The 24,715-nt window shown below is 65.6% G+C and carries 23 protein-coding genes, 1 tRNA gene and 1 riboswitch; of the genes, 11 read left to right on the top strand and 13 right to left on the bottom strand.

Going from position 1 to position 24,715, the window contains the following annotated elements; translation table 11 throughout:
• Positions 1-8 precede the first annotated feature (8 nt).
• Positions 9-1,328: a glycogen synthase gene (locus KQ693_RS04710; protein WP_267262076.1), complete on the bottom strand. Its 1,320-nt coding sequence runs from the start codon at positions 1,326-1,328 to the stop codon at positions 9-11.
• A gap of 30 nt (positions 1,329-1,358) precedes the next feature.
• Between KQ693_RS04710 and KQ693_RS04705 the strand changes: the two genes are divergently transcribed.
• Positions 1,359-1,622 carry a type II toxin-antitoxin system Phd/YefM family antitoxin gene (locus tag KQ693_RS04705; RefSeq protein WP_028494082.1) on the top strand — a complete coding sequence of 88 codons (264 nt, stop codon included), beginning with the start codon at positions 1,359-1,361 and terminating at the stop codon, positions 1,620-1,622.
• The gene (locus tag KQ693_RS04700; RefSeq protein WP_267262075.1) at positions 1,619-2,056 is read left to right on the top strand and encodes a type II toxin-antitoxin system VapC family toxin; all 438 of its coding nucleotides are present in this window, start codon (positions 1,619-1,621) and stop codon (positions 2,054-2,056) included. Before KQ693_RS04705 ends, KQ693_RS04700 begins: the two co-directional genes overlap by 4 nt.
• Here KQ693_RS04700 and KQ693_RS04695 read toward each other — a convergent pair.
• The 4 genes from KQ693_RS04695 to glgC are packed head-to-tail and all read right to left on the bottom strand — an operon-like array spanning position 2,053 to position 5,053.
• Positions 2,053-2,424 carry a gamma-glutamylcyclotransferase family protein gene (locus KQ693_RS04695; RefSeq protein ID WP_267262074.1) on the bottom strand — a complete coding sequence of 124 codons (372 nt, stop codon included), beginning with the start codon at positions 2,422-2,424 and terminating at the stop codon, positions 2,053-2,055. The genes KQ693_RS04700 and KQ693_RS04695 overlap by 4 nt on opposite strands.
• A complete protein-coding gene (locus KQ693_RS04690) occupies positions 2,424-3,098 on the bottom strand; it encodes a response regulator transcription factor (protein WP_219759818.1) in 675 nt (224 codons plus the stop codon). Before KQ693_RS04690 ends, KQ693_RS04695 begins: the two co-directional genes overlap by 1 nt.
• Positions 3,099-3,119: 21 nt before the next feature.
• On the bottom strand, positions 3,120-3,806 hold the full coding sequence (locus KQ693_RS04685; protein ID WP_038031932.1) for a SagB/ThcOx family dehydrogenase: 687 nt from the start codon (positions 3,804-3,806) through the stop codon (positions 3,120-3,122).
• A 2-nt stretch (positions 3,807-3,808) separates the two neighbouring features.
• A complete protein-coding gene (glgC, locus tag KQ693_RS04680) occupies positions 3,809-5,053 on the bottom strand; it encodes a glucose-1-phosphate adenylyltransferase (RefSeq protein ID WP_019551322.1) in 1,245 nt (414 codons plus the stop codon).
• Positions 5,054-5,122: 69 nt separating this feature from the next.
• Here glgC and KQ693_RS04675 point away from each other — a divergent pair, with 69 nt between their 5' ends.
• Positions 5,123-7,219, top strand: coding sequence for an AAA family ATPase (locus tag KQ693_RS04675; RefSeq protein WP_267262073.1), 2,097 nt, complete (start codon positions 5,123-5,125; stop codon positions 7,217-7,219).
• An 11-nt stretch (positions 7,220-7,230) separates the two neighbouring features.
• Here the strand turns inward: KQ693_RS04675 and KQ693_RS04670 are convergent, their stop codons facing one another.
• Positions 7,231-9,543, bottom strand: a complete 2,313-nt coding sequence (locus KQ693_RS04670; RefSeq protein ID WP_267262072.1) for a penicillin acylase family protein — start codon at positions 9,541-9,543, stop codon at positions 7,231-7,233.
• Positions 9,544-9,576: 33 nt separating this feature from the next.
• Between KQ693_RS04670 and KQ693_RS04665 the strand changes: the two genes are divergently transcribed.
• Positions 9,577-9,780, top strand: a complete 204-nt coding sequence (locus tag KQ693_RS04665) for a CDGSH iron-sulfur domain-containing protein (RefSeq protein WP_267262071.1) — start codon at positions 9,577-9,579, stop codon at positions 9,778-9,780.
• Positions 9,781-9,823: 43 nt separating this feature from the next.
• Entirely contained in the window at positions 9,824-10,783 is a 960-nt protein-coding gene (locus KQ693_RS04660) for an aldo/keto reductase family protein (protein ID WP_267262070.1), read from the top strand.
• A gap of 6 nt (positions 10,784-10,789) precedes the next feature.
• On the opposite strand, the gene KQ693_RS04655 is transcribed toward KQ693_RS04660, so the two are convergent.
• The gene (locus KQ693_RS04655; RefSeq protein WP_267262069.1) at positions 10,790-11,410 is read right to left on the bottom strand and encodes a helix-turn-helix domain-containing protein; all 621 of its coding nucleotides are present in this window, start codon (positions 11,408-11,410) and stop codon (positions 10,790-10,792) included.
• Positions 11,411-11,468: 58 nt separating this feature from the next.
• Between KQ693_RS04655 and KQ693_RS04650 the strand changes: the two genes are divergently transcribed.
• The 6 genes from KQ693_RS04650 to KQ693_RS04625 all read left to right on the top strand — a co-directional run bounded on the left by KQ693_RS04650 (position 11,469) and on the right by KQ693_RS04625 (position 15,652).
• Positions 11,469-12,713 carry an MFS transporter gene (locus KQ693_RS04650; protein WP_267262068.1) on the top strand — a complete coding sequence of 415 codons (1,245 nt, stop codon included), beginning with the start codon at positions 11,469-11,471 and terminating at the stop codon, positions 12,711-12,713.
• Positions 12,714-12,723: 10 nt separating this feature from the next.
• The gene (locus KQ693_RS04645) at positions 12,724-14,100 is read left to right on the top strand and encodes an FAD-binding oxidoreductase (RefSeq protein ID WP_267262067.1); all 1,377 of its coding nucleotides are present in this window, start codon (positions 12,724-12,726) and stop codon (positions 14,098-14,100) included.
• 9 nt (positions 14,101-14,109) lie between these two features.
• Positions 14,110-14,186 (top strand) — tRNA-Met (locus KQ693_RS04640).
• A 51-nt stretch (positions 14,187-14,237) separates the two neighbouring features.
• Complete coding sequence (locus KQ693_RS04635) at positions 14,238-14,477, top strand: 4a-hydroxytetrahydrobiopterin dehydratase (RefSeq protein WP_015716352.1); 240 nt, start codon at positions 14,238-14,240, stop codon at positions 14,475-14,477.
• 12 nt (positions 14,478-14,489) lie between these two features.
• Positions 14,490-14,849, top strand: a complete 360-nt coding sequence (locus KQ693_RS04630) for an acyl-CoA thioesterase (RefSeq protein WP_028494065.1) — start codon at positions 14,490-14,492, stop codon at positions 14,847-14,849.
• 5 nt (positions 14,850-14,854) lie between these two features.
• The gene (locus tag KQ693_RS04625; protein ID WP_267262066.1) at positions 14,855-15,652 is read left to right on the top strand and encodes a DNA-formamidopyrimidine glycosylase; all 798 of its coding nucleotides are present in this window, start codon (positions 14,855-14,857) and stop codon (positions 15,650-15,652) included.
• On the opposite strand, the gene KQ693_RS04620 is transcribed toward KQ693_RS04625, so the two are convergent.
• The 6 genes from KQ693_RS04620 to rpoC all read right to left on the bottom strand — a co-directional run bounded on the left by KQ693_RS04620 (position 15,649) and on the right by rpoC (position 24,675).
• Positions 15,649-17,130: an ABC transporter permease gene (locus KQ693_RS04620; protein WP_267262065.1), complete on the bottom strand. Its 1,482-nt coding sequence runs from the start codon at positions 17,128-17,130 to the stop codon at positions 15,649-15,651. The two genes, KQ693_RS04625 and KQ693_RS04620, sit on opposite strands and share 4 nt — an antisense overlap.
• Positions 17,131-17,196: 66 nt before the next feature.
• Positions 17,197-18,231 (bottom strand): thiamine ABC transporter substrate-binding protein, encoded by a 1,035-nt coding sequence (locus KQ693_RS04615; RefSeq protein WP_267262064.1) that lies wholly within the window; start codon positions 18,229-18,231, stop codon positions 17,197-17,199.
• Between the two features lie 21 nt (positions 18,232-18,252).
• A riboswitch (TPP riboswitch) is annotated at positions 18,253-18,347 on the bottom strand.
• 38 nt (positions 18,348-18,385) lie between these two features.
• On the bottom strand, positions 18,386-19,234 hold the full coding sequence (locus KQ693_RS04610) for an alpha/beta fold hydrolase (RefSeq protein ID WP_267262063.1): 849 nt from the start codon (positions 19,232-19,234) through the stop codon (positions 18,386-18,388).
• A complete protein-coding gene (locus tag KQ693_RS04605) occupies positions 19,204-19,443 on the bottom strand; it encodes a hypothetical protein (protein WP_105318201.1) in 240 nt (79 codons plus the stop codon). Before KQ693_RS04605 ends, KQ693_RS04610 begins: the two co-directional genes overlap by 31 nt.
• A complete protein-coding gene (locus KQ693_RS04600; protein WP_267262062.1) occupies positions 19,440-20,018 on the bottom strand; it encodes a fuculose-1-phosphate aldolase in 579 nt (192 codons plus the stop codon). Before KQ693_RS04600 ends, KQ693_RS04605 begins: the two co-directional genes overlap by 4 nt.
• Positions 20,019-20,097: 79 nt before the next feature.
• Positions 20,098-24,675 (bottom strand): DNA-directed RNA polymerase subunit beta', encoded by a 4,578-nt coding sequence (rpoC, locus tag KQ693_RS04595; protein WP_267262061.1) that lies wholly within the window; start codon positions 24,673-24,675, stop codon positions 20,098-20,100.
• Positions 24,676-24,715: the final 40 nt, after the last annotated feature.

The raw sequence follows: 24,715 nt of genomic DNA, 5'->3' as shown, positions 1-24,715 counted from the left end.
CCCCCATATTAGCCCAGGGCCTTTCGGTAGACCTCCAGGTAGGCCCGGGCGGACCTTTCCCAGGAGAAGTCCTTCTCCATGCCCCTTAGGCCCAGGGCCTCAGGCCCCAAGCGGAAAAGGCGCAAGACCCCGTAGAGGAGGCCCTCGGGGTGGTAGGTCTGGAAGAGTACCCCCGTGCGGCCATCCTCTATGGTGTCCTTAAGCCCCCCCACCGCCCGGGCCACGGGCGGGGTGCCGTAGCGCTGGGCGATCATCTGCACCAGGCCGCAGGGTTCAAAGCGGCTCGGCACCAAAAGGGCGTCCGCCCCCGCGTAGGCCAAGCGGGCCAAGGCCTCGTCGTAGGCCTCCACAAAGCGCACGAAGCCGGGATTCTCCTCCTCCACCTGCCTGAGGGCCTGCGCTAGGCCCTCGTCCCCCACCCCCTGGACCAGGAGGTAAAAGCCCAGCTCCTTCAAGCGGGGAACAGCCTTCAGGATAAGGTCCAGGCCCTTTTGCCCGTCCAGCCGGCCCACGTAGGCGAGGAGAGGCCCCTTAAGCCCCGTGCGCTCCCAAAGGGCCTTTTGCGCCAGGGCCTTGCCCCTTACATCCTCCCGGGAGTAGGGGGCGGGAAGGTGGGGGTCCTTGGCCGGGTCAAAGACCTCGAGGTCCAATCCATTCAGGATGCCGAAAAGCTTGCCCGCATGGCGCCTCAGTACCCCATCCAGCCCCATGCCGAATTCCGGGGTCTGGATCTCCTCCGCATACGAGGGGCTCACCGTGGTCACGGCCCGGGCGAAGACAATACCCCCTTTCATCAGGTTCACCTGGCCGTAGAACTCCAGGGCCTCCATGTGGAAAAGACTCCAGGGAAGCCCCGTCCAGTGGAAGAAGAGGGCGGGGTCCACCAGGCCCTGGTGGGCCAGGTTATGGATGGTGTAGACGGCAGGCACCCTGGCGGTAAGGGGCAGGAGGGCAGCGGTCCAGTCGTGGGCGTGGACCAGGTCAAACCCCAGGGCCACCCGGCCCGCCGCCACGGCAAAGCGGAGGTAGCGCTCCACGTCGTCGGGGTAGCCGTAGACCCGGTCCCGTTCAAACCCGGGCACCCCCAGAAGGAGAAACCGCACCCCTCCCTCCCACCGTTCCCCCAGGGGAGCCCTTTCCTCCTGTCCGGCGAAGGCATAGGCCACCTCCCCCACCCTCTGCGCCTCCACAAAGCGGTACCAGGGAAGAAGCACCGTGGCCTCCACCCCCAGGGGCCTTAAGGCCTTGGGCAGGGCCCCCACCACGTCGGCGAGCCCCCCCACCTTCACCAGGGGATAGGCCTCGGGGGCCACCATAAGGACCTTCATGGTCATACTATAATCGACTATAATGGTCTTATGCGCAGGGTGTCGGTAAGCCAGGCCAAGGCCCACCTCTCCAAGCTCCTAAGGGAGGTGCGCTCAGGGGAGGAGATCCTCATCCTAGACCGCGGCAAACCCGTGGCCAGGCTGGTGCCCGCCGCCTTGCCCGAGGGCCTGGAAGAGCTGGTACGCCTGGGAATGGTGCGTCCGGGGAGCGGGGAGGTGCTGGACTTTGCCGAAATGCCCCGGATACCCGGGCTGGTGGAGGCCCTTTTGGAGGAGCGACGGGAGGAAGGATGAGGTTTTGGGACGCCTCGGCTCTTCTTCCCCTTCTGGCCCTCGAGGCCGCCACGGAAAGAGTGCAGAACCTCTATTTGGAAAATCCCTTGGTGGTGGTCTGGTGGGGAACCGAGCTGGAGCTGGTTTCCGCCCTTGCCCGCAAAGCCCGAGAGGGAACCCTAAAGGATGCGCCCCTGGCCAAAGCCCTGGATCGTCTGGAAAGGTTACAAAGGGCGTGGTACGAGGTGTTGCCGGGGGAGGAGGTGCGGAAAACCGCACGCCGCCTCCTCTTCTCCCACCCCTTGCGAACCGGGGATGCCCTTCAGCTGGCCGCAGCCTGGGTGGCCAGCCGGGGCCGGCCCCAGGACCTTCCCTTTGTAACCCTGGATGCGCGCTTGGCAGGAGTGGCCCTTCGGGAAGGGTTTCCCGTCCTCCCCGACCCAGGGGAAGCCTAGGCCGGCCACACCCCTTGGGGAAGCCAAACCGCCCCCTCGAGGTCCCCCAGGTAGAGGTAGGTCCAGGCGAGAAGGGGGCCCTCCTCCGTTTCCACCAGGACCTTAACCCGCCGGTACTCCACCCCCTCCTCCTCCAGCTCGTCCAATAGGGAGAGGGCCTCCTCCGGCAAGAAGAGGACCTCCCCGTAGACCCTTCCCTCCCCGGGAACCATGCCGGGATAAGGGTAAGGACGGCTCGGCCCCTCGGCCAGATGAAAGAGGCGATACCCCTCCACGTACCCGGGCAGGACCCTCACCACCAGCTTTTCCACCAAAGGGTAGTTCCTTTCCCCCCGCTTCAGGGTTCCGTAGACGAAAACCCGCTCCATCACTCGCCCACGAAGCGGTACCCCATCCCCACCACGGTTTCAATGAACCGGGGAGCCTGGGGGTCGTCCTTGAGCTTTTTGCGGAGGAGGCGGATATAGGCGTCCACCACCCGCTCCGAACCCTCAAACTCGGGCCCCCAAACCCTTTCCACAAGCTCCTCCCGGGTGTACACCCTTCCCGGGGTCTGGGCCAGGACGAAGAGGAGGTTGGTTTCGGTGGCGGAAAGCTTCAAGGGCTGACCGTCCAGGTAGGCCTTCCTGGCCTCCAGGTCCAACTCCAGGGGACCGAAATACCGCCTCCCCTCCTTTCCGCTTCGGCGCAGGAGGGCCTTGATGCGGGCCAAAAGCTCCTTGAGGGAAAAGGGCTTGCCCAGATAATCGTCCGCCCCCTCTAATAGCCCCTCCACCCGGCTATCCTCGTCCACCTTACCGGTTAGGAGCAAAACCGGAAGCAAAGGGTCCAGGTCCCGCAAGGATTTGAGGACCTCGAGGCCCTCCAAATCGGGAAGCCCTCGATCCAGGACCACCAGATCCGGCTTGGTCCCTTCCCAGGCCTGCTTCAGGGCCTCCCTCCCCGTGCGGGCCCACACCACCAAAAGCCCCTCCTTTTCCAGGAACCTTTTGACCAGCTCCCCCACCTGGGGATCATCCTCCACCAAGAGAATCCGTGCCATAAATCCTTCCCCAAATACCCTTTAGCGTCCTAAAATCACCACCACCCCAGGGTATTCCCCCTCAGGCAACCGCAGGAGGTGAGCCACCATCTCATCATAAAAGGTCTCGGCCGGGTATGCGGCCAGTCCCTGACCGATGGCGGAAAGAAGCACCAAGCCCGCCGCGTAGCCCGCCTCGAGGAGGGCATACCGGTATCCCCGGAGGCCGAAAAGGGCCTCGCTCCTTTCCGGAACCAGGGTGAAGACCAAAAGGGCCGCCACCTGCTCGAGGCCAAGCCCCAAAAGCGCCTCGGACCAGGAAGCCTCCTCCACCCTGGCGGCGATCTGGAAGAGCTGGTGCTCCTTGGGGAAGTAGTGGTAGACCCCCGGGAAAACCCCTTCCACCCGGCGCACCACCAGGTAGGCCTCCACGGGGTAAGCCTCCCCCGCCGAGGGGAAGCCCCGCCTCCCCGAGCGCTCCGCCAGGGGATAGAGGACCTGGGAGAGATCCTTCAGGGTCAGGGCCGAACCCACCTCGGGCAAGAGGGGCCTGAGCTGGGAAAGAACCCGGAACAAAGGCGGCCCTCCCTCCTCCCGGAAGGGAGGCAGGGCCTGGGTTTCCAGGGGATTGGCGTAAACCTTGGATTTGGGCTTCCGCTTTAGGGGAAGCTCCTCCCCTTGGGCCAGGCGGGAAAGGCGATAGAAAAGCTTACCCGGATGCTTCTCCATGGCTAAAAGCGGTACCCCTTGGGCACCACCACCACCCCTTCCGGGGTAACGGTGAAGCCCCGGGCGCGGTCGGCCTCGAGGTCGTAGCCGATCTCGGTATGGGGAGGGATCTTCACGTCCTTGTCGATGATGGCGTTGCGGATCCTGCAGTAGCGGCCCACCTCCACGTCGTCAAAGAGGACGGAGCGCTCCACCAGGCTGTAGGAGTTCACCCGTACCCGCCGGAAAAGAACCGACTCCCGCACCGTTCCCCCGCTCACGATGACCCCCCCGGCCAGAAGGCTGTTCAGCGCCCGACCTATCCGTTCCCCCGTTTCGTGGACGAACTTGGCGGGGGGACTGAAGAGGTTGGCGGTCCTGAGGGGCCACTCGGGATTGAAGAGGTCGAACTCGGGAACCACCTTCACCAGATCCATGCTGGCCTCAAAGTAGGCGTCCAGGGTGCCCACGTCCCGCCAGTACAGGTTGGGACCTTCCTGGCCGGGGATGGGGTTGCGGTGAAAGTCGTAGGCAAACACCCGGTACCCCTCCTTGAGGGCCCGGGGGATCACGTCCTTGCCGAAGTCGTGGCTGGAAGCGCTCTCCTTGGCATCGGCCTCCAGGAGTTCAAAGAGGGCCTCGGTGCGGAAGATGTAGTTGCCCATGGAGGCCAGGGCCAGGTGGGGCTTGCGGGGAATGGGCTTGGGGTTCTGGGGCTTTTCCTGGAACTCGGTGATGCGCCAATCCTCGTCCACCTGCAAAACCCCAAAGCGCCGGGCCTCCTCCACCGGCACGGGGTAGGCGGCGATGGTGATGTCGGCCCGCTTCTCATAGTGGTACTCCACCATGTGGCGGATGTTCATTTTGAAAATGTGGTCGCCCCCGAAGACGGCCACGGCCATGGGGGCGTGGTTGTGCACCAGGTGCAGGTTCTGGTAGATGGCGTCGGCGGTACCCCGGTACCACACGGGGCCCAGCTCCTCGTAGCGGTACATCTGGGCGGGCACCAGGAGGATGAAGTGGTCCTCCAGGAAAGCCCCGAAGCGCCAGTAGCGCTGGATGTGCTCGGTGAGGGACTGGGCCTTGAACTGGGTGAGCACGTAGATGGAGTAGATGCCCGAGTTCACGAAGTTGTTCAGGACGAAATCAATAATCCGATACTTGGCCCCGAAGGGCACCGCCGGCTTGGCCCGCTTGGCGGTGAGGGGGTAGAGGCGGCTTCCCTGCCCCCCTGCCAGGATCATGCCCAGGACCTCCACCTTAACCATGAAATCCCTCCTTTGTCCGCTAGTTTACCCCAGGCCCCTCAGGGCGTGGGTCCGGGTATAGTGAGCCCGATGCGGGTTAGCGCTCTTGCCTGGTTCACCCCACCCACGGAGCCTGAGCCTGCCCCTCCCTTCTTCGGCCAGGAGCGGGCTTTAAAGGCCCTCGAGGCCGCCTTCCGCCAGGGAGGGCACGGCTATTTGGTGGGGCCAAGCGGCCTTGGTAAAAGAAAACGCCTCCTCGCCTACCTGCAGGACCGCCCCTTCCCCAAGGAGGAGCTGGTCTACCTGCCCCTCGGGGAGGAAGCCTTCCCCCTTCTCCTCCCCGAGGGGCAGGGCCGGGCCCTGGTGGAAGGGGTGGAGGCCCTCCTCGCCGAGTTCACCCCCGCCCTCTTCCGGGAAAAGGGCTTCCTCTACGCTAAAAGCCTGGTGGAGGCCCGCTACGAGAAGGAGGCCGAAGCCCTCCTGAAAGCCCTGGCCCAGGAGGCGGAGGGCTACGGGTTTGCCCTTTTGGAGGGGGAAGAGGGCCTTAGGCTATCGGGAAAGGGTCCCATGCCCCCGGAGCTTTCCGCCAAGCTGGAGGAAACCGTCTTGGCCTACGTGGACGTGCGGCAGCGGGCGGAAGCGGAGGTGGCCGCCTTGAGGCGGGGCTTTGCCGAACGCTTCCTCCTTCCCAAGGCCCAGGAGCTCAAAAGGCGCTTCCCCCAGGCGGGCCGCTACCTGGACTGGATCACGGAAACCCTGTTGCGGGCCGCCGCTTTGGAGGAAGCCCTCAAGCTGGAAAAGCTCCTGCCCCGGCTTCTGGTGGAGGGAGGGGACCGGGTGGTCTATGAGCCCAACCCCAGCCCGGAAAGGCTCTTCGGCCACCTGGAGTACGAGATGCAGGAGGGCCTCCTCTCCACCCACCTGGGGCTTTTGCGCCCCGGGGCCCTGCACCGGGCCACGGGAGGGGTGCTGGTCCTCGAGGCCCACCGGGTGTGGGAGCTGGGAAGCTACACCCTCCTGAAGCGGGCCCTGGCCACGGGAGAGGTGGAACCCCTCTCCCCCCGGCCCGAGGTCAAGGGCCCCCGCCTCAAACCCGCCCCCCTCAAGGCCCAGGTCTTCCTGGTGGGCCCCCCGGAGGTGATCGCCTTCCTGGAGGAGGACGAGGAATTCCTGGAGCTTTTTCCCTTCCGCGTGGAGTTCAGCCCGGAGATCCCCTACACGACGGAGAACGTGGCCTACCTGGGGGGGTTCTTGCAAGCCGAGGGGGTGGCCCTGACCCCTGAGGGTCTCTCCGCCCTGGCAGACGAGGCCCGGCGCTGGACCGGGCACAAGGAACGCCTGGACGCCAGGCTTTACCGCCTTCTGGACCTGGCCCGGGAGGCCTCGGCCCTCAAGCACCCCCTGGACCGGGAGGCGGTGGAAAAAGCCCTCCTGGCAAGGGAGGAGCGGTTCGGCCTGGAGGAGGAACTGTACCTGAAGGACCTCGAGGAGGGGGTGGTGGCCCTCGAGGTCCAGGGTATGCGGGTGGGGGAGATCAACGGCCTGGTGGTGGTGGAAGGCCCCCTGCCCCGGGGACGGCCCGTGCGCATCACCGCCCAGGCGGGCCCCGGGCGCGAAGGCATCCTCTCCATCGACCGGGAGGTGGGCCTGGGGGGGCAGGTGTTCCACAAGGCGGTCCTCACCCTGGCGGGCTACCTGCGGGGAAGCTACGCCAGCCTGGGGGCCCTTTCCGCCACGGTGAGCCTGGTCTTTGAGCAAAGCTACGGGGGCATAGAGGGGGATTCGGCGGGGCTTGCGGAGCTTTTGGCGGTGCTTTCCGCCATCTCTGGCCTTCCCCTAAGGCAGGACCTGGCGGTCACCGGAAGCCTGGACCAGACGGGAAGGGTTTTGGCCGTGGGCCGGGTGGCGGAGAAGGTGGAGGGATTCTTCCGGGTCTGCCAGACCCTGGGGCTCACGGGGAGCCAAGGAGTGGTGCTTCCCAAGGCCAACCTTCCCCACCTGACCCTGCGGAAGGAGGTGGTGGAGGCGGTGGCCAAGGGGCGCTTCCATCTCTATGCGGTGGAGGAGGTGGACCAGGCCATAGAGCTTCTCTTCGGCCGCAAGGCCTACTGGGTCCACGACAAGGTGCGGGAGGTCCTGGGGGAGTTCCGCAAGATGGAAAACGGGGAGGAAAACCCCTCCCCGTAAGGCGGCTTCGGCTAACGCCCGGGTTCCAGAAGCAACACCCTCTCCCGGGCCGGGGCGGCGAAGGCCATGGGCAGGTACTCCCCTCCTGCCCAAAGGGGCAGGAGGTTCCCGTAGCCAGGGGCCAGGAAGTGCCCCGTCTGACCCATAGGGTGGATGAAGAGGGAGGCCTCCGGATGGGCCAGGTCCACGATCTGGCGGTAGCTGGGCCCGTGGGACATGAGAAGGGTTTCGGGGTCAAAGGGGCCCACGTTCACCGTGTACCGGTCCCCGCCAAAGGGAACCCTCCGGTCCGTAAACCGCTTCAAGGGGGTATGGGTAAGGACCGCATGGGGGAAGGTGGCCCGGTGCACCTCGCCCCAGGAGCGTACCCTCAAGGCCTCCTTCCGGTCCAAGGCCCTTTCCAGGGCCAAGGCGGCGAAGTCCAGGCAGGACTCCCGGTACTCGGTGTCCGGCTGGTCGCAGTTTGGATCCCCTTCCCGCATGGCCCGCAGGAGGTAGCGGGGCTCGTCCCAGAACTCCTCCCCCACCTCCCTTTTGGGCAGGCGGGTGAGCTCCGTGTACCACAGGGCGAAGACCAGGGCCTCCTCCGAACTTTTATCCATGGTTCCATCCCAGGCCAAAAGCCTTTCCCGAAAAACCCTGGCCCTTTCGGAGAGGGGGTTTAGGAGCTCCAGCACCGGGCGGAAGTCCCGGAAGAGGAGGGTTTTCTGGTCCTGCTGAATGGCCTTCATGTCCTCGAGGGAAAGCCTTTCCTTGGCCAGGAGAAGCTCCCGGATGCGCTCCGCCCGGTAGGGTTCGGCCCAGTCGTAGGTGAGGGTGTAGGGGAAGCCCTGGGGAGTGACCTTGTTGTTGGCGGTGACCAGGAAGCCCTCCTTGGGGTTCAGCACCTTGGGCCAGTCCTCCGGCTTGCGGTAGCCCTGCCAGTCCCATTCCCCATTCCCCGGCACCGGCACCATGCCCGTGTGCCCTTCCTTACGGATGGGAAACTTTCCGGGAGCGATGTAGCCGATATTGCCGTCCACATCGGCGTAGACGAAGTTCTGGCTGGGAGCGGAGTAGTGACTTAGGGCGGCCACGAACTCCTGCCAGTTCTGCGCCCGGTTGATCCCCAGATAGGCCATGAGGATGTGGTCCTCCTCATCCAAGCTCACCCAGCGAAGGGCCATGGGAACCTGGGGAGGGTTCTCTAAGGCGTCGGTGATCACCGGTCCATAGACCGTTTCCCGTACTCGAAGAACCTCCTCCTTTCCCCCTTTGACCGGGATCCTCTCCTCCCGCACCCGGTAGGGAAGCACCTGGCCCCTGTAGCGGTACCCTTTCCCCTTCACGTCCTCCAGGAGGTAGAGGTCCTGTACATCCGCCCCCACGTTGGTGACCCCCCAGGCGATGCGGTCGTTGCGCCCGATGACGATCCCGGGAACCCCGGGGAGGCTGGCCCCGATAACCCGGTAGCCGGGGGCTTCCAGGGCCATGAGGAACCAGAGGCTGGGAGCCCCCAGGCGCAGGTGGGGGTCGTTGGCCAGGAAGGGCTTTCCCGTGACCGTGCGGCTTCCCGCCACCACCCAGTTGTTGCTGGCCTCCAGGAAACGGGGCGGGGCCATCCTAAGAATGGCGGCCGGGGCTTCCTCCCGCTTCAGGGGAAGCTCCAGGTCCTCCCCTTGCAGGATGGTGGGGGCATCCTCCGGGTAAGGAGGGATGAGCTCCAGAAGCCTTTCCGTACCGATCCCCCGGGCCAGGAGGCGGTGGCGCAGAAGCTCCTCCTCCCAGTTCCCGGAGAGGTCAAAGCTCATCATCTTGACCCAGACCAACACATCCGGCCCCGTCCAGGGCTCGGGGCGGAAGCCCAGGAGGCGAAACTCTGGGGGAAGAGGAGCCCCGCTTTGCAAAAAGGCGTTCACCCCGGCCACATAGGCATCCACCGCCTCTTTCTCCTCAGGGTAAAGCCGCTCGTAGGCGCTCTTTGCCGCCCGGTAAAAGCCCCAGGTGCGCAGGAAGCGGTCCTGGGCCCGGGTGGCCTCCCCCAGCACCTCGGAAAGCCTTCCCTGGCCCACCCGCCGCTGAAACTCCATCTGCCAAAGCCTTTCCTGGGCGTGAACAAAGCCCTGGGCGAAGAGGAGATCCTTTAGGGTCTGGGCCCGGATCCGCACCATCCCCTGGGCATCCCGCCCTACCTCCACGGGTGCGGAAAGCCCCTTCAGAACCATCCGCCCTTCCACCTGGGGGAGAGAGGCCCGCAGGGTGACATAGGCCGCCAGGACCACCCCCAAAGCCGCCAGGATAGCCAGGCCCAAAAGCCAGGCAAAAACCCGTAAGAGGCGTTTCATAGTTGGACCGAGTATACCACTATCATAGGAATCATGAGGCTGGTGTTCGTGGAAAACGGGCCCATTCGCTTGGAAGGCCAGCGCATCGTGGTGCGCATCGGGGAACGGGAGGAGGTTCGGGAAGGAAGGGTTTCCCTTTGCCGCTGCGGGGGATCGGGGAACAAGCCCTTCTGCGACGGCACCCACAAGCGAATCGGCTTCCAGGCCCCGGGAGGGGAGCTGGAGGTGGGGGACTGACCCGCTGGTCAATTTCCGCCTCGAGGGGTAAACTCCGGTAGCCATGGGCGAGATGCGCTACCGGAAACTGGGCAAATGGGGGCTTAAGGTCTCGGAGATCTCCCTGGGGGCCTGGGTCACCTTCGGGGATGTGGTGAAGGACAAGGAAACCGTCCGGGAGATCGTCAGGATCGCCTACGAGGGCGGGGTGAACTTCTTTGACAACGCCGACGTCTACGCCCGGGGGTTGGCGGAGGAGATCATGGGGGAGGTGCTCAGGGAGTTTCCCCGGCACACCCTGGTTCTCTCCACCAAGGCCTACTGGCCCATGTCGGAGGACCCCAACGACCGGGGCCTAAGCCGGAAACACCTCCTGGAGAGCATCACCCAAAGCCTGAAGCGGCTAAAGACCGACTACGTGGACCTCTTCTTCGCCCACCGCTATGACCCCGAGGTGCCCATGGAGGAGATCGTCTACGCCATGCACACCATCGTGGAAAGGGGCTACGCCCTCTACTGGGGTACCTCGGAGTGGCCCGCCGCCAGGATCGCTGAGGCGGTGGCCTTTGCCCGGGAAAACGGCCTCCACCCGCCTGTGGTGGAGCAACCCCAGTACTCCATGCTCTACCGGGAGCGGGTGGAGGGGGAGATCCTCCCCGAGGCCCAGCGCTTCGGCGTGGGCCTGGTGGTCTGGAGCCCCTTGGCCATGGGCATGCTCACCGGGCGGTACGACCAGGGAATTCCCGAGGACAGCCGCTTCGCCCGCTACCCCCAGTTCGCCGAGCGCTTCCTCACGGAGGAAAACCGGAAGAAGGTGCTGAGGCTCAAGGAGGTGGCGGATGAGCTGGGCCTAACCCGCACCCAGCTGGCCCTGGCCTGGGTGCTTAGGCTTCCTGAAATCAGCAGCGCCATCACCGGGGCCACCCGGCCCGAGCAGATCCGAGAAAGCCTGGGGGCCGCTGGGGTGGATCTGCCCAAGGAAGCCCTGGAGCGGATTGAGGCCATCCTGAAAGGCGAGGCGTAAATAGGCCTATTTCGGCGCCGGGGCCAGTCCCAGGTGGAGCAAATACCGGGGTTGGCCCTCTTCCTTTCGTACTGGGGAGAGGGCAGCATAGCGGTGGTAAAGGGCCAAAAGCTCCCGCTGGAAGGCCTTGGCCTCCTTACGGCTTAAGTGGAGGCCTGCGCTCCAGAGGTTCACAAAAGGGGGAAACCCCTCCGCCAGGATGTCGGGCTCGCCTTCTCCCCCAAACTCCAAAAGGCCTTCCCCGTTGAGGAAGACCCGCAACATGGGGCCATAGCCTGGATCGTGGAGGTGCAAGGCTTCTTCCCACTCCTCCTGCCAGGCGTCGGCCCCCTCGAGGGCCCTCAGGATCCTTTCCGGCACCAGCTTGCGGGGGATGCGGAAGTCCGTGTCCACCGCCCGGTACAGACGCACAGGCCGGCCCCGCCTGGGAATCACCCCGGCGGGCTCCAAAAGCCCTGCCTTAAGCAAGAGGCCCACACGGTAATGAGCCTGCTGGAGGGAAAGCCCCTGGGCCAAGGCCAGGTCCTTCACCCTGGCGGGACCCTTCATGAAGGGCTTTAAGCACACCGCCATGCCCGCATCAGCCAGAAGCCGGGCCGCCAGGGGATCGCTCACCAGAAAGGGCATGGCCTAAGTCTACGAAGCCCCTTGCGTTTGGAGTAGAGGAGCCGGGAGATTGAAGGACATGCAAGGTTTTGCCGCCTTCCGTCTCCTCTGGCTGGGCCAGGCCCTGGCCCTGGTGGGCCGGGAGATGACCTGGTTTGCCCTCACCCTCTACGCTTATCAGCAAACCGGCCTGGCCACCACCCTTGCCCTTCTGGGCTTCTACCACTTCCTCCCCCTGATCCTCCTCTCGCCCCTGGCGGGGGCCTTGGTGGACCGCTACCCCAGGAAGTGGGCCATGCTGGCGGCGGACCTGGGAAGCGGCCTGGCCACGGGCCTCCTCCTCCTGGCATTCCTTCTCGGTCAGCTACAGGTATGGCAGCTCTACCTGGTGTCCGCCCTAACCGGGGCGCTGGGTAGCCTCCACTGGCCCGCCCTCTCCGCTGCCCTAAGCGCCATGCTGGAGAAAAAGGACTATGCCCGGGCAAGCGGCATGATGAGCCTGGCGGAGTCCTTGGCCGGGGTAGGGGCACCCATCCTGGCGGCCGCTCTCCTCAAGCCCCTGGGCCTTGGGGGCATCTTCGCCCTGGACCTCCTCGGGGCCGGCACGGCCATCCTCACCCTTCTCCTCCTGCCCATTCCCAACCCTAAGGCCCCGCTCAGGCCCCGATCCTCCCTCTTGGAGGAGGCCCTCTTCGGCTTCCGTTTCATCCTGGCCAAGCCCCCTCTTTTGGGGCTTCAACTCATGTTCTTCGGCATGAACTTCCTCGCCACCCTGGCGGTGACGGTACTACCCGCCATGGTCCTCGCCAAAACCGGCCTTTCCGAAGCGGCCTTGGCCCTGGTGCGCTCCGCCTCCGGCCTGGGCGGCGTGGCCGGAGGCCTCTTCCTCTCCCTCTGGGGTGGCCCAAGAAAGCGGGTGCACGGGGTATTCCTGGGCATGGCCCTCTCCAGCCTGGCCCTGGCCCTCATGGGCGTGGTGGAAGGTCCCCGGGCTTGGGCGGTGCTGGCTTTTTTGGAGAGTTTCTTTATTCCATTGCTGAACGGTTCCAACCAGGCCATCTGGCAAAGCAAGGTGCCCCTCGAGGTGCAGGGGAAGGTCTTCGCCGCCCGGCGGATGATCGCCTGGTTCGCCAATCCCCTGGCCATGCTCCTCTCCGGGCCCTTGGCCGACCGGGTCTTCGCCCCCCGGTACGGCCAGGGAGAGGGCATCGCCCTCATGCTGCTGACCTTCGGCGGCCTGGGGGTGGTGTGGGGGCTTTCCGGATACCTTTTCCCCAAGGTGCGGGAGGCGGAAACCCTTCTCCCCGACGCCAAGCCGGACTAAACTGGCTCCCATGGACACCTTGGAGGCTCTAAAGCGCCTTTTCCCGGGCAAGGTGGACACCTCCCTTTCCGAACGCCGCCGCCACGGGCGGGACGAGGGCTACCCGGAGGAAGGAGAGGTTTTGGCGGTGGTCTACCCGGAAAGCGTGGCGGATGTGCAAAAGGCCCTGCGGTTCGCCAGGGAAGAGGGCCTGGCGGTGATTCCCTTTGGGGCTGGAACCAGCCTCGAGGGGCACCTCTACCCCTTGAAGGAAACCCTGAGCCTGGATTTCAGCCGCATGAACCGGGTCCTCGAGGTGCGCCCGGAGGATTTCCTTTGCGTGGTGGAGCCCGGCCTCACCCGCAAGGCGCTAAACGAAGCCCTAAAGGGCACGGGGCTCTTCTTCCCCGTGGACCCCGGGGCGGACGCCACCCTAGGCGGTATGGCCGCCACCAACGCCAGCGGCACCACCACGGTGCGCTACGGAGGGATGCGGCAGAATGTCCTGGCCCTGCAAGTGGTCTTGGCCAACGGGGAGGTCCTGGAGCTCGGCCGGGGGGTACGCAAAACCAGCGCCGGTTATGACCTGAAAGACCTCTTCATCGGCTCGGAGGGCACCTTGGGGATCATCACCCGCCTCACCTTAAGGCTCCACCCCTTGCCCGAGCACATCCACACCCTGAGGGTCTTCTTCCCCCGGGTGGAGGAGGCCGCGGAGGCCAGCTACCAGGTGATGGCCAGCGGGCTTCCCGTGGCCCGGCTGGAGCTACTGGACGAACTGGCCCTAAGGGCCCTAAACCGCTACCTTCAGGCGGGCTTCCCGGAGCGCCCGGCCCTCTTTCTGGAGTTCCACTCCTCCACCCGGGAGGCCCTGGAGGCGGAAAGCGCCCTGGCCCTGGAGATCATGCGGGAGGCAGGGGCTTTGGAGGTGGAGGCCGCCAAGACCGAAGAGGAGCGCAGGCGCCAGTGGGAAGCCCGACACCAGGCCTACTGGGCCCTGGTGCACCTCTTCCCAGGCCATCGCTTCGTGATCACCGACGTGGCCGTCCCCCTTTCGCGTCTACCGGAGATGGTGCGCCACGCCCAAGGGCTTCTTGAGGAAATGGGCCTTACCGGAAACATCCTGGGCCATGTGGGGGATGGGAACTTCCACACCCTGGTCCCCATCCTGCCCCAGGACTACCCCAAGGCGGAGGCCTACGCCGAGGCCCTGGTGCGAAGGGCCTTGGAGCTGGGAGGCACCTGCACCGCTGAGCACGGGGTAGGCCTGAGGAAGAAGAAGTATCTACCCTTGGAACACGGGGCTGCTCTGGAATGGATGCGAAAACTAAAGGACCTCCTTGACCCCGAGGGGCTCCTGAACCCGGGCAAGGTGCTTGACACACCCCCTTCTTCCCGCTATAGTTAAGGATGGCGACGCGGGGTGGAGCAGCCTGGTAGCTCGTCGGGCTCATAACCCGAAGGTCGCGGGTTCAAATCCCGCCCCCGCAACCAAACGAAACCCCGGGCACACGGGCGCCCGGGGTTTTCCCTTACCCTTAAGGCATGGACTGGGAAACCCGGCAAAACCCCGAGCGCCTGGTCAAAACCTTCCGCTTTGCCAACTTCCAGGAGGCGATGGTCTTCGCCAACAGGGTGGCCGAGTTGGCCGAGGCCAAGGGCCACCACCCCCGCCTCACCGTGGAGTGGGGGCGGGTCACGGTGGAGTGGTGGACCCATAGCGCCGGTGGTATCACCGAGAAAGACCGGGAGATGGCCCGCCTCACCGACCTTCTCCTGGGGTAGCCTGGGAAAGGTATGGAGGCACGCACCTTAGAGCTCGTCTTCCCCGAGCACACCAATCCCCTGGGGGCTGCCTTTGGCGGCTTCGTGCTGGGCCTTATGGACAAGGTGGGTTCCTACGCCGCCGCCCGCAGGGCAAGAAAGCCCGTGGTAACCGTGGCGGTGAGCAGCGTGGAGTTCAAGGTACCCATCCGCACCGGGGACCTCCTGGAGGTGGTGGCCAAGGTGGTGCGGGTGGGGCGCACCTCCTTGACGGTGGAGGTGGAGGTCTATAAGGAGCACTTCGGCCAGGAAGATGGCCGCGTGCTGGCCACCAAGGGGGAACTCACCTACGTGGCGGTGAACGAGAAGGGCCAGCCCGTGCCCGTGGACTAGACCCCATGCCCGAGCTACCGGAGGTGGAAACCACGAGGAGGAAGCTTCTTCCCCTCTTTGTGGGCAAGAGGCTTCTCCAACTGGAACACCGGGATCCCAGGCGCTACCGCCACACGGAACGGGCGGCAGGCCAAAGGGTGGAGGGAATCCGGCGCCGGGGTAAGTTCCTCCTCTTCGCCCTCACGGAAGGGTGGGAGATGGTGGTCCACCTGGGGATGACGGGGGGCTTTCGCCTGGAAAGGAGCCCCCACACCCGGGTGGCCTTCCAGCTGGAGGACCGGGAGGTCTTCTTCCACGACCCCCGGCGCTTTGGCCGCATCTGGGTGGTAAGGAAGGGGGATTACCAGGAGATCCCCCTTCTCCTTCAACTGGGCCCGGAGCCCCTTTCGGAAGATTTCCGGTTCCACGAGTTCTGGCTGGGGCTAAAGGGAAGCCAGAAGCCCCTCAAGGCCCTCCTTCTGGAACAGCGCCTGGCCGCCGGGGTGGGGAACATCTATGCGGACGAAGCCCTTTTTAGAGCCCGCCTCTCCCCTTTCCGCCGGGGACGGGAGCTTACGGAAGCCGAAGCGCAAAGGCTTTTCGCAGCCCTTAAAAAGGTGCTCGCCGAGGCCCTCCTCTTGGGAGGAAGCACCCTTTCCGACCGCACCTACCAGCAGCCCGATGGCCTACAGGGAAGCTTCCAGATGCGCCACGCCGTCTACGGCCGCACAGGGCTTCCCTGCCCGGTTTGCAGCACACCCATCGCCAAAAGGGTGGTGGCAGGTAGAGGCACCCACTTCTGCCCCCGGTGCCAGGGATTCTAGCCCAGCCGCCCTCTTCCCCGGTCCAGGAGATAGAAGGCAAGCCCCGAGAGAAGGGCCAGAAGGGCGGCTATGGCCAAGGCCTCCCGGAAGGGAGCCTCCCCGGGCCGGCCCAGGCGCTCATAGATGGCTAGGGTCAGGGTGGTCCACTCGGGCCGCCAAAGCACCAGGGTGGCTCCAAACTCCCCCAAAATGGCCGCCAAGGCCAGGGCCAGCCCGGATTGCAGGGCGGGAAAGACCAAAGGGATCTCCACCCGCAAAAACGCCCGAAGGGGCGTGGCCCCCAGGACCCGGGCCGCCTCGAGGAGGCTTGGGGAAAGGCTTCTTAAGGCAGGCAGGAGGGCCCGGGCAAGGAGGGGGTAGGCCAAAAGGGCATAGGCGGCAAGCAGAAGGAGCAAGGAGCCCCGGAGGTTTGGGTAAGCCAAAAGGTAGCCGAGGCCCACGGCCACCGGGCTCACCATGAGGGGGAAAAGCCCCAAGAGGTCCATGAGGGGGCTCCGGCGGGCCGCTGCGGCATAAGCCACTCCCAAAGGAAGCGCCAGGGCCAGGGCCAAGAGGGTGAAGCGGAGGCTATTCCCCAACGCCACGGAAAGGGGAGTGAAGTCCTCCGAGGCCCAGGCGGCGGCCAAGGCCCCTAGGTCCAGGCGCAGAAAAAGCCCCCACAAGGGGGCAAAAAGGAGGAGAAAAAGGACGCCTAGGCCCAGGGTATAGGCCCAAGGAGGAGGGGGAAGAAGCCCTCCGGGGGACAGGGGGTAGGGCCGGAGGCGCAGGTAGAGGGCCACGGCGAGGCCCAGGGTGAGGATCTCCAAAAGCATGAGGGCGCTGGCCTCGGGGAAGGCCAGGCGGTAGGCCAAGAGGGTGTAGACCTCCACCTCGAGGGTGGCGTACCGGGGCCCCCCCAGGAGGAGAGGGACCCCGAAGGCGGAAAAGGCGTAGATGAACACCAAAAGCCCTGCAGAACCCAAGGCGGGGAGGAGGAGGGGAAGCCCTACCCTTAGAAAAGCCCTGGGGCTCGAGGCCCCCAGGACCCGAGCCGCCTGCAAGGGGCCTTCCAGGTTCAAGGCCACCGGCAGGAGGATCCTGAGGGCAAGGCCCAGGTTGTAAAAAATGGCGGCCAGAAAAAGGATGGCCTTGGTGCCGTAAAGGTCCACCCCCAAAAGTCCCCTGGGGCCCAGGAGGGCTAAAAACCCCAGGGCCACCACCGGGGTGGGGAGGACGAAGGGCAAGGTGGAAAGAGCCAGGAAAACCCCCCTAAGGGGGAAGCGGCGGCGAAAGAGGAAGGCCAGGGGCAGGGCCAGGGACAGGGTGAAGAGGGCAGAGAGAAGCCCATACTCCAGGCTCCAGAGGTAGCGCTCCCAGTAGTAGGGGTCTGCCAGGGCCCGGGCAAACCCCTCCCCTACCCCCAGGGCCAGGATGCGGAAAAGGGGGTAGAAGAGGGCTAGGCTCAGGAAGAGGAGGACGAAAAAGCCTCCGTAGGCCATCCCCCTAAGCCTAACCCCCAAGCCGCCCGGCGAAAAGCCCAGGGCCTTCCCAGCCTGAGGGAGGCGCTACCGCCTGCCCTGGCGCACCGACTCGGGGCTTTGCCCCTGCAGGACCACCTTGGTCCACTCCTCGATCCAGCGCTCCCGGTTTTGGGCCATGGCCCTGGGGTCCATACGCACGCTCCCAAGGGGCTCAGGCGCGAAGCGGAAGACCTCGGGGAGCCTGGCATCCCGGCGGGCCGGGTACATCCACATCTCCGTGGGAAGGTTCTCCTGGACCGGCTTGGAAAGGAGCCAGTCCACCACCTTCCTGGCCCCCTCCAGGTTCTTGGTCCCCTTCAGGATCCCCACGAACTCCACCTGGAAGAAGGCCAGCTCGGGGAAGAGGTTTCCCGTGGGCGGCTCTTGGTACTTCCCCTCGGAATAGTAGACCTCGGCGGCGGGGCTGGTGGTGTAGGAGACCACCAGGGGCCTATCCCCCTTGTAAAGGGTGAAGTGGGTGTAGTAGGCCTCGCTCCACCCCTTGGCCACCCGCACCCCTCCATCCCTGAGCTTGGCCCAGAAGTCCAGGTAGCCATCCTCGCCGAAGCGGGCCACCGTGGCCATGAGGAAGGCCAGGCCCGGGGAACTGGTGGCGGGGTTTTGCACCACCAGAAGCCTGGCGTACTCGGGCCGAGCGAGGTCGGCGGGGGCCTTGGGCAAGGGACGGTCCTTGAAGTAGGCCCGGTCGTAGTTCAGGCTCACCCAGCCGTAGTCCACGGGAAGGGCGCGGAAGGTAGGGTCCAGAAGCAAGGTGGCCTTAAGGTTCTGGATCTCTGGGCTACGGTAGGGCAAGAGGATATCCGCCTCGAGGGCCCGGGAGAGGAAGGTGTTGTCAAAGCCGTAGATCACGTCGGCGATGGGGGCTCCCTTGGTGAGGATGGCCCGGTTTAGGGTTTCCCCGGCATCCCCCCCTTTAAGGAAGCGGAGCTTCAGGCCGGTTTCCCGCTCAAACCGGGCGATGAGCCCCTTATCCAGGGAAAAGCTGCTGTGGGTGAGGACGGTGATCTCCTGGGCGAAGCCGAAGGCCAGAAGGACCAGCAGGGCAAAGATCCTCAACATAAAACCCCTCCTTGTCACCGGGAGGGGCCTTGGTCACCTTCCCTACGCCGGCATTACCCGGATCAGGTTCCAAGGGTATCTCTCAGCCCCATAAGAGGGCACCCCCGGTGACGCCCTGAGTTTACCACCCTTCCTGGCCCTGGAAGGGCATCCCTCACACCCTCCAGAGAGCCAGCAGGCCCTCGAGGACCTCCCGGAAGGCCTCGCCAAAAGCCTCCGGCTGGTCGATCCAGGGGTAGTGCCCGGCCCCGGGTATCACCCGGATGGGGGCTTTGAGGCGTTCCGCCACCTCCTCGGCATAGGGGTAGCTGGTGCCGTCCTTCTCCCCCACCAGCAGGGCCACCGGCTTGCGGCTTGGGGAGAGGTAAGGAGTGTAGTCCAGCCGCCAGAGACCGTTTTTCCAAAAGGCCAAGGCCGGGGTATCCGGCCCCAGGATGCCCGAGCCCTCCGCCACCCACTCGTACTCCAGGCGGCCATGGGGGGTGGGAAACATGAGGCGGTCGAAGAGGAGCTTGGGCTCCGCCTTCTCCAAGGCCGCCCTCAGGTTCGCCTCGGGGTCGGCCAAAGGCTCAAGCCCCGCCGCCTCCGCAAGCCTTGCGGAAAGCCAGGGGAAGCTCACCCAGGGGGAAAGGAGCACCGCCCCCAGGACCTCCGGGTAGCGGCGGAGGAGCTCCAGGGCCACCAGGGCTCCGAAGCCGTGGGCCAGAAGATGAAACTGCTCCAGCCCCAGGGCCTCGGCCAGGGCCACGGTATCCTCCACCAGGGCATCTATGGTGAAAAGCCTGGGGTCCTGGGGAAGCTCCAGGCTCCGGCCGGAACCCCGCTGGTCGAAGTAGATGACCCTGAACCCTTCCAGGTAGTCCTGAAGCCCTTCCCTCAAGGCGTAGGCGTTTCCCCCAGGCCCTCCGTGGAGGACCAGGAGGGCCGGGGCATGCTCGTCCCCCACGTCCTCCACGTAAAGCTCCGCCTCCCCTACGGGGATGTAGCCGATTTCTTCCCGCATCCCCTATAGACTACCCCATCCTCCAGGGTGAAGGCCCAAACCTTAACCCCGGGCAGGGCCCTGGCCTTGGCCAAGGCTTCCTCCCCGGCGCCGAACACCTCCAAAAGCCAGACCCCTTCCCCCGCAAGAAGCCAGTAGGGATGGGGAAGCTCCCGGGCCAAGCCCAAAAGGGCCTCCTTTTCCTTGCCCTCCACAAAGACTACCCTCATCCCCTCCCCCAAAGGCGGTGGTAGAAGAGGATCTCCGCGCTTTCCTCCAAGGTGGTGAGGAGGCTATAGGCCTCCAGAAGGGCGTCCTCCGGCTTCTCCTTAAGCCCTATGGCAAAGGCCCCGTGGCCCCTTAACAGGCAGGCCCGGTGCCCCTTAAGGCCCTCCGCCACGGCCAAAGCGGCCTCCAGGGTGGCGCTTGTGGTCTTGGGGGCAAGCACGGGAACCTCCTTCAGGTAGTACTGGCCCTCGAGGTCCAGGGGAACAATCCGGTCCAGGTGCAAGGAAAGAGCCACCGCCACCCGGGGATGGGCGTGGACGATGGCCCGGGCCGGGGTCGCCCGGTACACCTCCCGGTGGATCACGCTCTCCACGCTGGCCCCTTCCGGAAAGGGGCCCTCGAGGGGCACCTCCACCAGGTCCTCGGGGGTCAGGCGGGCCTTCTGCACCCCGCTTTTGGTGATGAGAAAGCCCTCCTTGGTGCGCACGGAAAAGTTGCCCGCGGTGGCGGAGATGAGCCTGTGGTGGAAAAGATCCTCCCCCACCTGGCGAAAGGCGGTGTAGATCCGCGCCAGCATGGGCCCATTATGGCGCAAAAGCCCTTCTGGGGGCGGCGCTTAGGAGCCCCCACCCTGGCTATGCCAGGGTGGGGTGGCCCTAGGCTTGCTTCCCAGGCTGCTCGCGGCGGCCAGGGCGGCGGAGGGCAGGCTCCTTCTCCTTGGCCTCCACCGCCTCCTTCCTGGCTTCCTCGATGGCCTTGAGGGTCTTCTTGTCCACCACCTGGGTAAAGCGCACGAAGTCGTTTCCGGTCCCCGCAGGGATCAGGCGGCCCAGGATGACGTTTTCCTTGAGACCGATGAGCTCGTCCTTCTTGCCGGCGATGGCCGCCTCGGTGAGCACATGGGTGGTGTTCTGGAAGCTGGCGGCGGAAAGCCAGCTCTTGGTGGACAGGGCGCTCTTGGTGACCCCCATGAGGAGGGGCTTCCAGGCCACCGGGGTCTTGCCCTCGGCGATGAGCCGCTCGTTCAGGGCCTCCACGTCCCACTTCTCCAGGACCTGGCCCTCCAGCAGGCGGCTATCCCCGGGATCGGTGACCTCCACGTACTTGAGCATCTGCCGCACCACGATCTCGATGTGCTTGTCGTGGAGCTTCACCCCCTGGGCCCGATAGACCTTCTGGATCTCGTCCACCAGGTAGCGCTCCACCGCCTCGGGGCCCTTGGCCTCCAGAAGCTGGTGGGGATCCACGGCCCCGCGGGTCAAAGGCTGGCCCGCCTCCACGTAATCCCCATCCTTCACCACCAGGCGGGCATCCTTGGGGAGCTTGTACTCCTTGGAGAAGCCCTCGGATTCCACGAAGACGGAAAGCTTCTCCTCGGTTTCCTCGATGCGCACCACCCCGTCGATCTCGGAGATCACCGCCTTGGCCTTGGGCCTGCGGGCCTCAAAGAGCTCGATGACCCGGGGCAGACCCTGGGTAATGTCGGTGCCCACCGCCACGCCGCCCGTGTGGAAGGTGCGCATGGTGAGCTGGGTGCCGGGCTCGCCGATGGACTCCGCCGCCACCACCCCCACCGCTTCCCCGATGGACACGGGCCTGGCCATGGAGAGGTCGTAGCCGTAGCACTTCTGGCACACCCCGTAGCGGGTCTGGCAGGTGAGGGGGCTACGCACGGGCACCTCCTTGATCTCCCCGGCCTCCGCCGCCTTGATGATGAGCCCCACGTCCTCGAGGGTCAGGTAGCGCCCTTCCTCCAGGCGCTGGCCCAGAACCTCCACCTCCCGGGCCAGAACGCGGCCATAGAGGCCGGACTCGATATCCGAGCGCTTCCTGAGGCGCAGGGTGCGGGTCACCTCGTCGGGCTGGAAGAGGGGGACGGAGATGAAGTTGGTGGTGCCGCAGTCCGCCTCCCGCACCACGATCTCGTGGGCCACGTCCACCAGCTTCCGGGTGAGGTAGCCCGAGTCCGCGGTCCTGAGGGCGGTGTCCGCCCCACCCTTCCGGGCCCCGTGGCTGGAGATGAAGTACTCCAGCACGGTGAGGCCTTCCCGGAAGGAGGAGCGCACCGGCACCTCGAAGGTCTCCCCCGAGGGCTTTTGCATGAGGCCCCGCATGCCGCAAAGCTGGCGGATCTGCTGGGGGTTACCCCGGGCCCCGGACTGGGCCATCACGTAGAGGGGGTTGAAGGGGTAGTTCTCCTCAAAGTTCTTGAAGACCGCCTGGGTGACCTTCTCCGTGGTTTCGGTCCAGAGCTGGATCACCTGGTCGTAGCGCTCCCGGTCCGTGAGGAAGCCCATCTCGTAGGCCTGCTCGATCTGCCTAAGCTTCTTGTCGGCTTCCTCCAGGTACTTCTGCTTCTCGGGGGGGATGACGGCGTCGTCGATGCCGATGGTGATCCCGCTGGTGGTGGACAGGGTGAAGCCGTAGTACTTGAGGGCGTCCAGAAGCCTTGCGGTCTTCTCGATCCCCAGGCGCAGGAAGGACTGGTAGACCAGGTCCTTCAAGGAGTTCTTCTCCTGGGGCACGTCCATCTGCAGAAGCTCCTGGGCCACCTTCTCATCCCCCACCGCCTCGCCCACGATGCGGGCGAAGAGGACCCGGCCCGGGCTGGTTTCCAGGCGCTTGCCCAGGTAGCGCACCGTCACCACGTCCTGCAGGTCCAGAAGGCCATGGGCCACCGCCAAAAGGGCCTCGTCGGGGCTTGTGAAGACGAACTTCAAGCGGCCCACGCTGGTTTCCTTGCCCGCCACCTTGATGGGAGCGTTCAAGGCCACCTCGCCCCGGTCGTAGGCGGCCAGGGCCTCCTCCACGGTGGCGAACTCCCGGCCCGCCCCCTTCTTCTCCCGGCGCACCTGGGTGATGTAGTAAAGCCCCAGGATGATGTCCCGGCTGGGCTTGGCCAAAGGCTCCCCGGAGGCCGGGGAGAGGAGGTTGTGGGCGGAGAGCATCTGGATGCGGGCCTCCGCCTGGGCGAAGGAGGAGAGGGGCACGTGCACCGCCATCTGGTCCCCGTCGAAGTCGGCGTTGAAGGCCTCGCAGACCAGGGGGTGGAGCTGGATGGACTGGCCTTCCACCAAAACCGGCTGGAAGGCCTGGATGCCCAGGCGGTGGAGGGTGGGGGCGCGGTTTAAGAGGACCACCTTGCCGTGGATGACCTCCTCCAGGGCATCCCACACCTCGTCCTTGATGTCCCGCTGCCTTTCCAGCATCCTGCGGGCCGCCTTCACGTTGGGGGCAATGCCCTTTTCCTCCATCTTCTTGAGGAGGAAGGGCTTGAAGAGCTCCAGGGCCATGCGCTTGGGCAGGCCGCACTGGTGGAGCTTGAGCTGGGGACCCACCACAATGACGCTCCGCCCCGAGTAGTCCACCCGCTTGCCCAAGAGGTTCTGGCGGAAGCGGCCCTGCTTGCCGGAGAGGATGTCGGTGAGGCTCCTAAGAGGCCGTTCGGAGCCCGGGTTGGTGACGGGGGAGCCGCGGCGGCCGTTGTCGATGACCGCATCCACCGCCTCCTGGAGCATGCGCTTCTCGTTGCGGATGATGATCTCCGGGGCCCCCTGGGCCAGGAGCTTCTTCAAGCGGTTGTTGCGGTTGATGAGGCGGCGGTAGAGGTCGTTGAGGTCGCTGGTGGCGAAGCGCCCCCCGTCCACCTGGACCATGGGACGGAGGTCCGGGGGAAGCACGGGCACCGCCTCGAGGATCATCCACTCCGGGCGGTTGCCGGAGTCCAGGAAGGCCCGGACCACCTCGAGGCGCTTCCTGGCCTTGGCCCGCCGGGCCCGGGAGGGGTGCTTCATCTCCTCCAAGAGCTCGGCCTCCAGCTTCTCCAGGTCCAGCTCCTTCAAAAGGGCCTGGATGGCCTCGGCCCCCATGCGGGCGTCGATGTCGTAGGATTCCACCACCCGCACCACGTTCCGGACCAGGTCCACCTCCACCCGGCCGTAGATCTCGCTCTTGACCCTGCCCCCGTCGGCCAGGGCATCCCCCGGGGCCACCCGGTCCCCGGTGGTTACCTCCACGTCCTCCTCAAAGGGGTAGAGGCGGGCCTTCATCACCACGATGCTGGCGGGCTCGTGCAGGTGAACGATGCCCTCGGCCTCGGCGATCACCTCCTCCTCGGGGTCGATGGCCGCCACCACCTTCTCCCCCGCCTGGACGTGGGCTCCTTCCGGCACCACCACGTTCATGTGGGGAGCCACCCCATAGTCCTTGGGCTCCGTCCACTCCAGGAAGAAGGTGAGGTAGACGGTATCCCCTTCCTCCTCCGCCTCCACCTCCTTGGCGGTCATGTGGCGGGGCATGCGCAGAAGACCCCGCCCCTCGGCCAGGGGCTGGCCCTTTTCCACCACCTCCCCGTGGACCACCAAGGGGGTCAACCCCACGGGCAGGAAGTAGCGGGCCACGGCCTCCTCGTCCTTGAGGAGGGTGAGGAGGTGGCCCTCCTCGAGCTCCTTGAGCTCCACCACCCCCTCCTCCTCCGCCCGGAAGAGGTAGGGCTCGGGAAGTTCCCCCAGGATCTCTCCCGGCCTATAGCCCTCCCTCTCCACCCAGGCGGAGAGGGGAAGGCGGAGGCCCGCCCGCTCCCTGCGCAGGTAGTCGATCCGCACCCGCCGGGGGAAGCGGTAAAGGGCCACCCCATCCATACGGCTCACCACCCCGGGAGCCAGCTCCTGCCCCTTCACCACCTCCTCCCCGTCCTTGACCAGGGCATCCACCCCCTGGGGAAGGGGATAGGTCTCTTGCTTGCCGTAGCGGAGCTCCCGGTACTCCTCGTCCGTGAGGAGCTGGCGCTTCTGCACCGGCACCCCATCCAGCACCGCCCCCTTGGGGTCCAGGACGATGTACTTGCTGAAGTAAAGGACCTGCTCCAGCTCGGTGGCGGAGAGGTCCAGGAGGGTGCCGATCTTGGAGGGCACATCCTTCACGAACCAGATGTGGGCCGCCGGGGTGGCCAGCTCGATGTGCCCCATGCGGTAGCGGCGCACGATGCTCTTGGTGACCTCCACCCCGCAGCGCTCGCACACCTTGCCCTCAAAGCGCTGGCGCTTGTACTTGCCGCAGGCGCACTCGTAATCCTTGGTGGGGCCGAAGATGCGCTCGTCGAAAAGCCCATCCCGCTCGGGCTTCAGGGTGCGGTAGTTGATGGTTTCAGGCTTCTCCACCTCCCCGTAGCTCCAGGAGCGGATCTTTTCCGGAGAGGCCAGGGCAATGCGAACCTTGCGAACTTCCTTTTTCATTCCTCCTCCACTTAAGGGCAATCCCGCTTCTGCGGTGCGG

Source organism: Thermus brevis, from assembly GCF_026427635.1.
GTDB classification, from domain to species: Bacteria; Deinococcota; Deinococci; order Deinococcales; family Thermaceae; genus Thermus; species Thermus antranikianii.
This window is presented reverse-complemented; position numbering and strand designations above follow the sequence as displayed.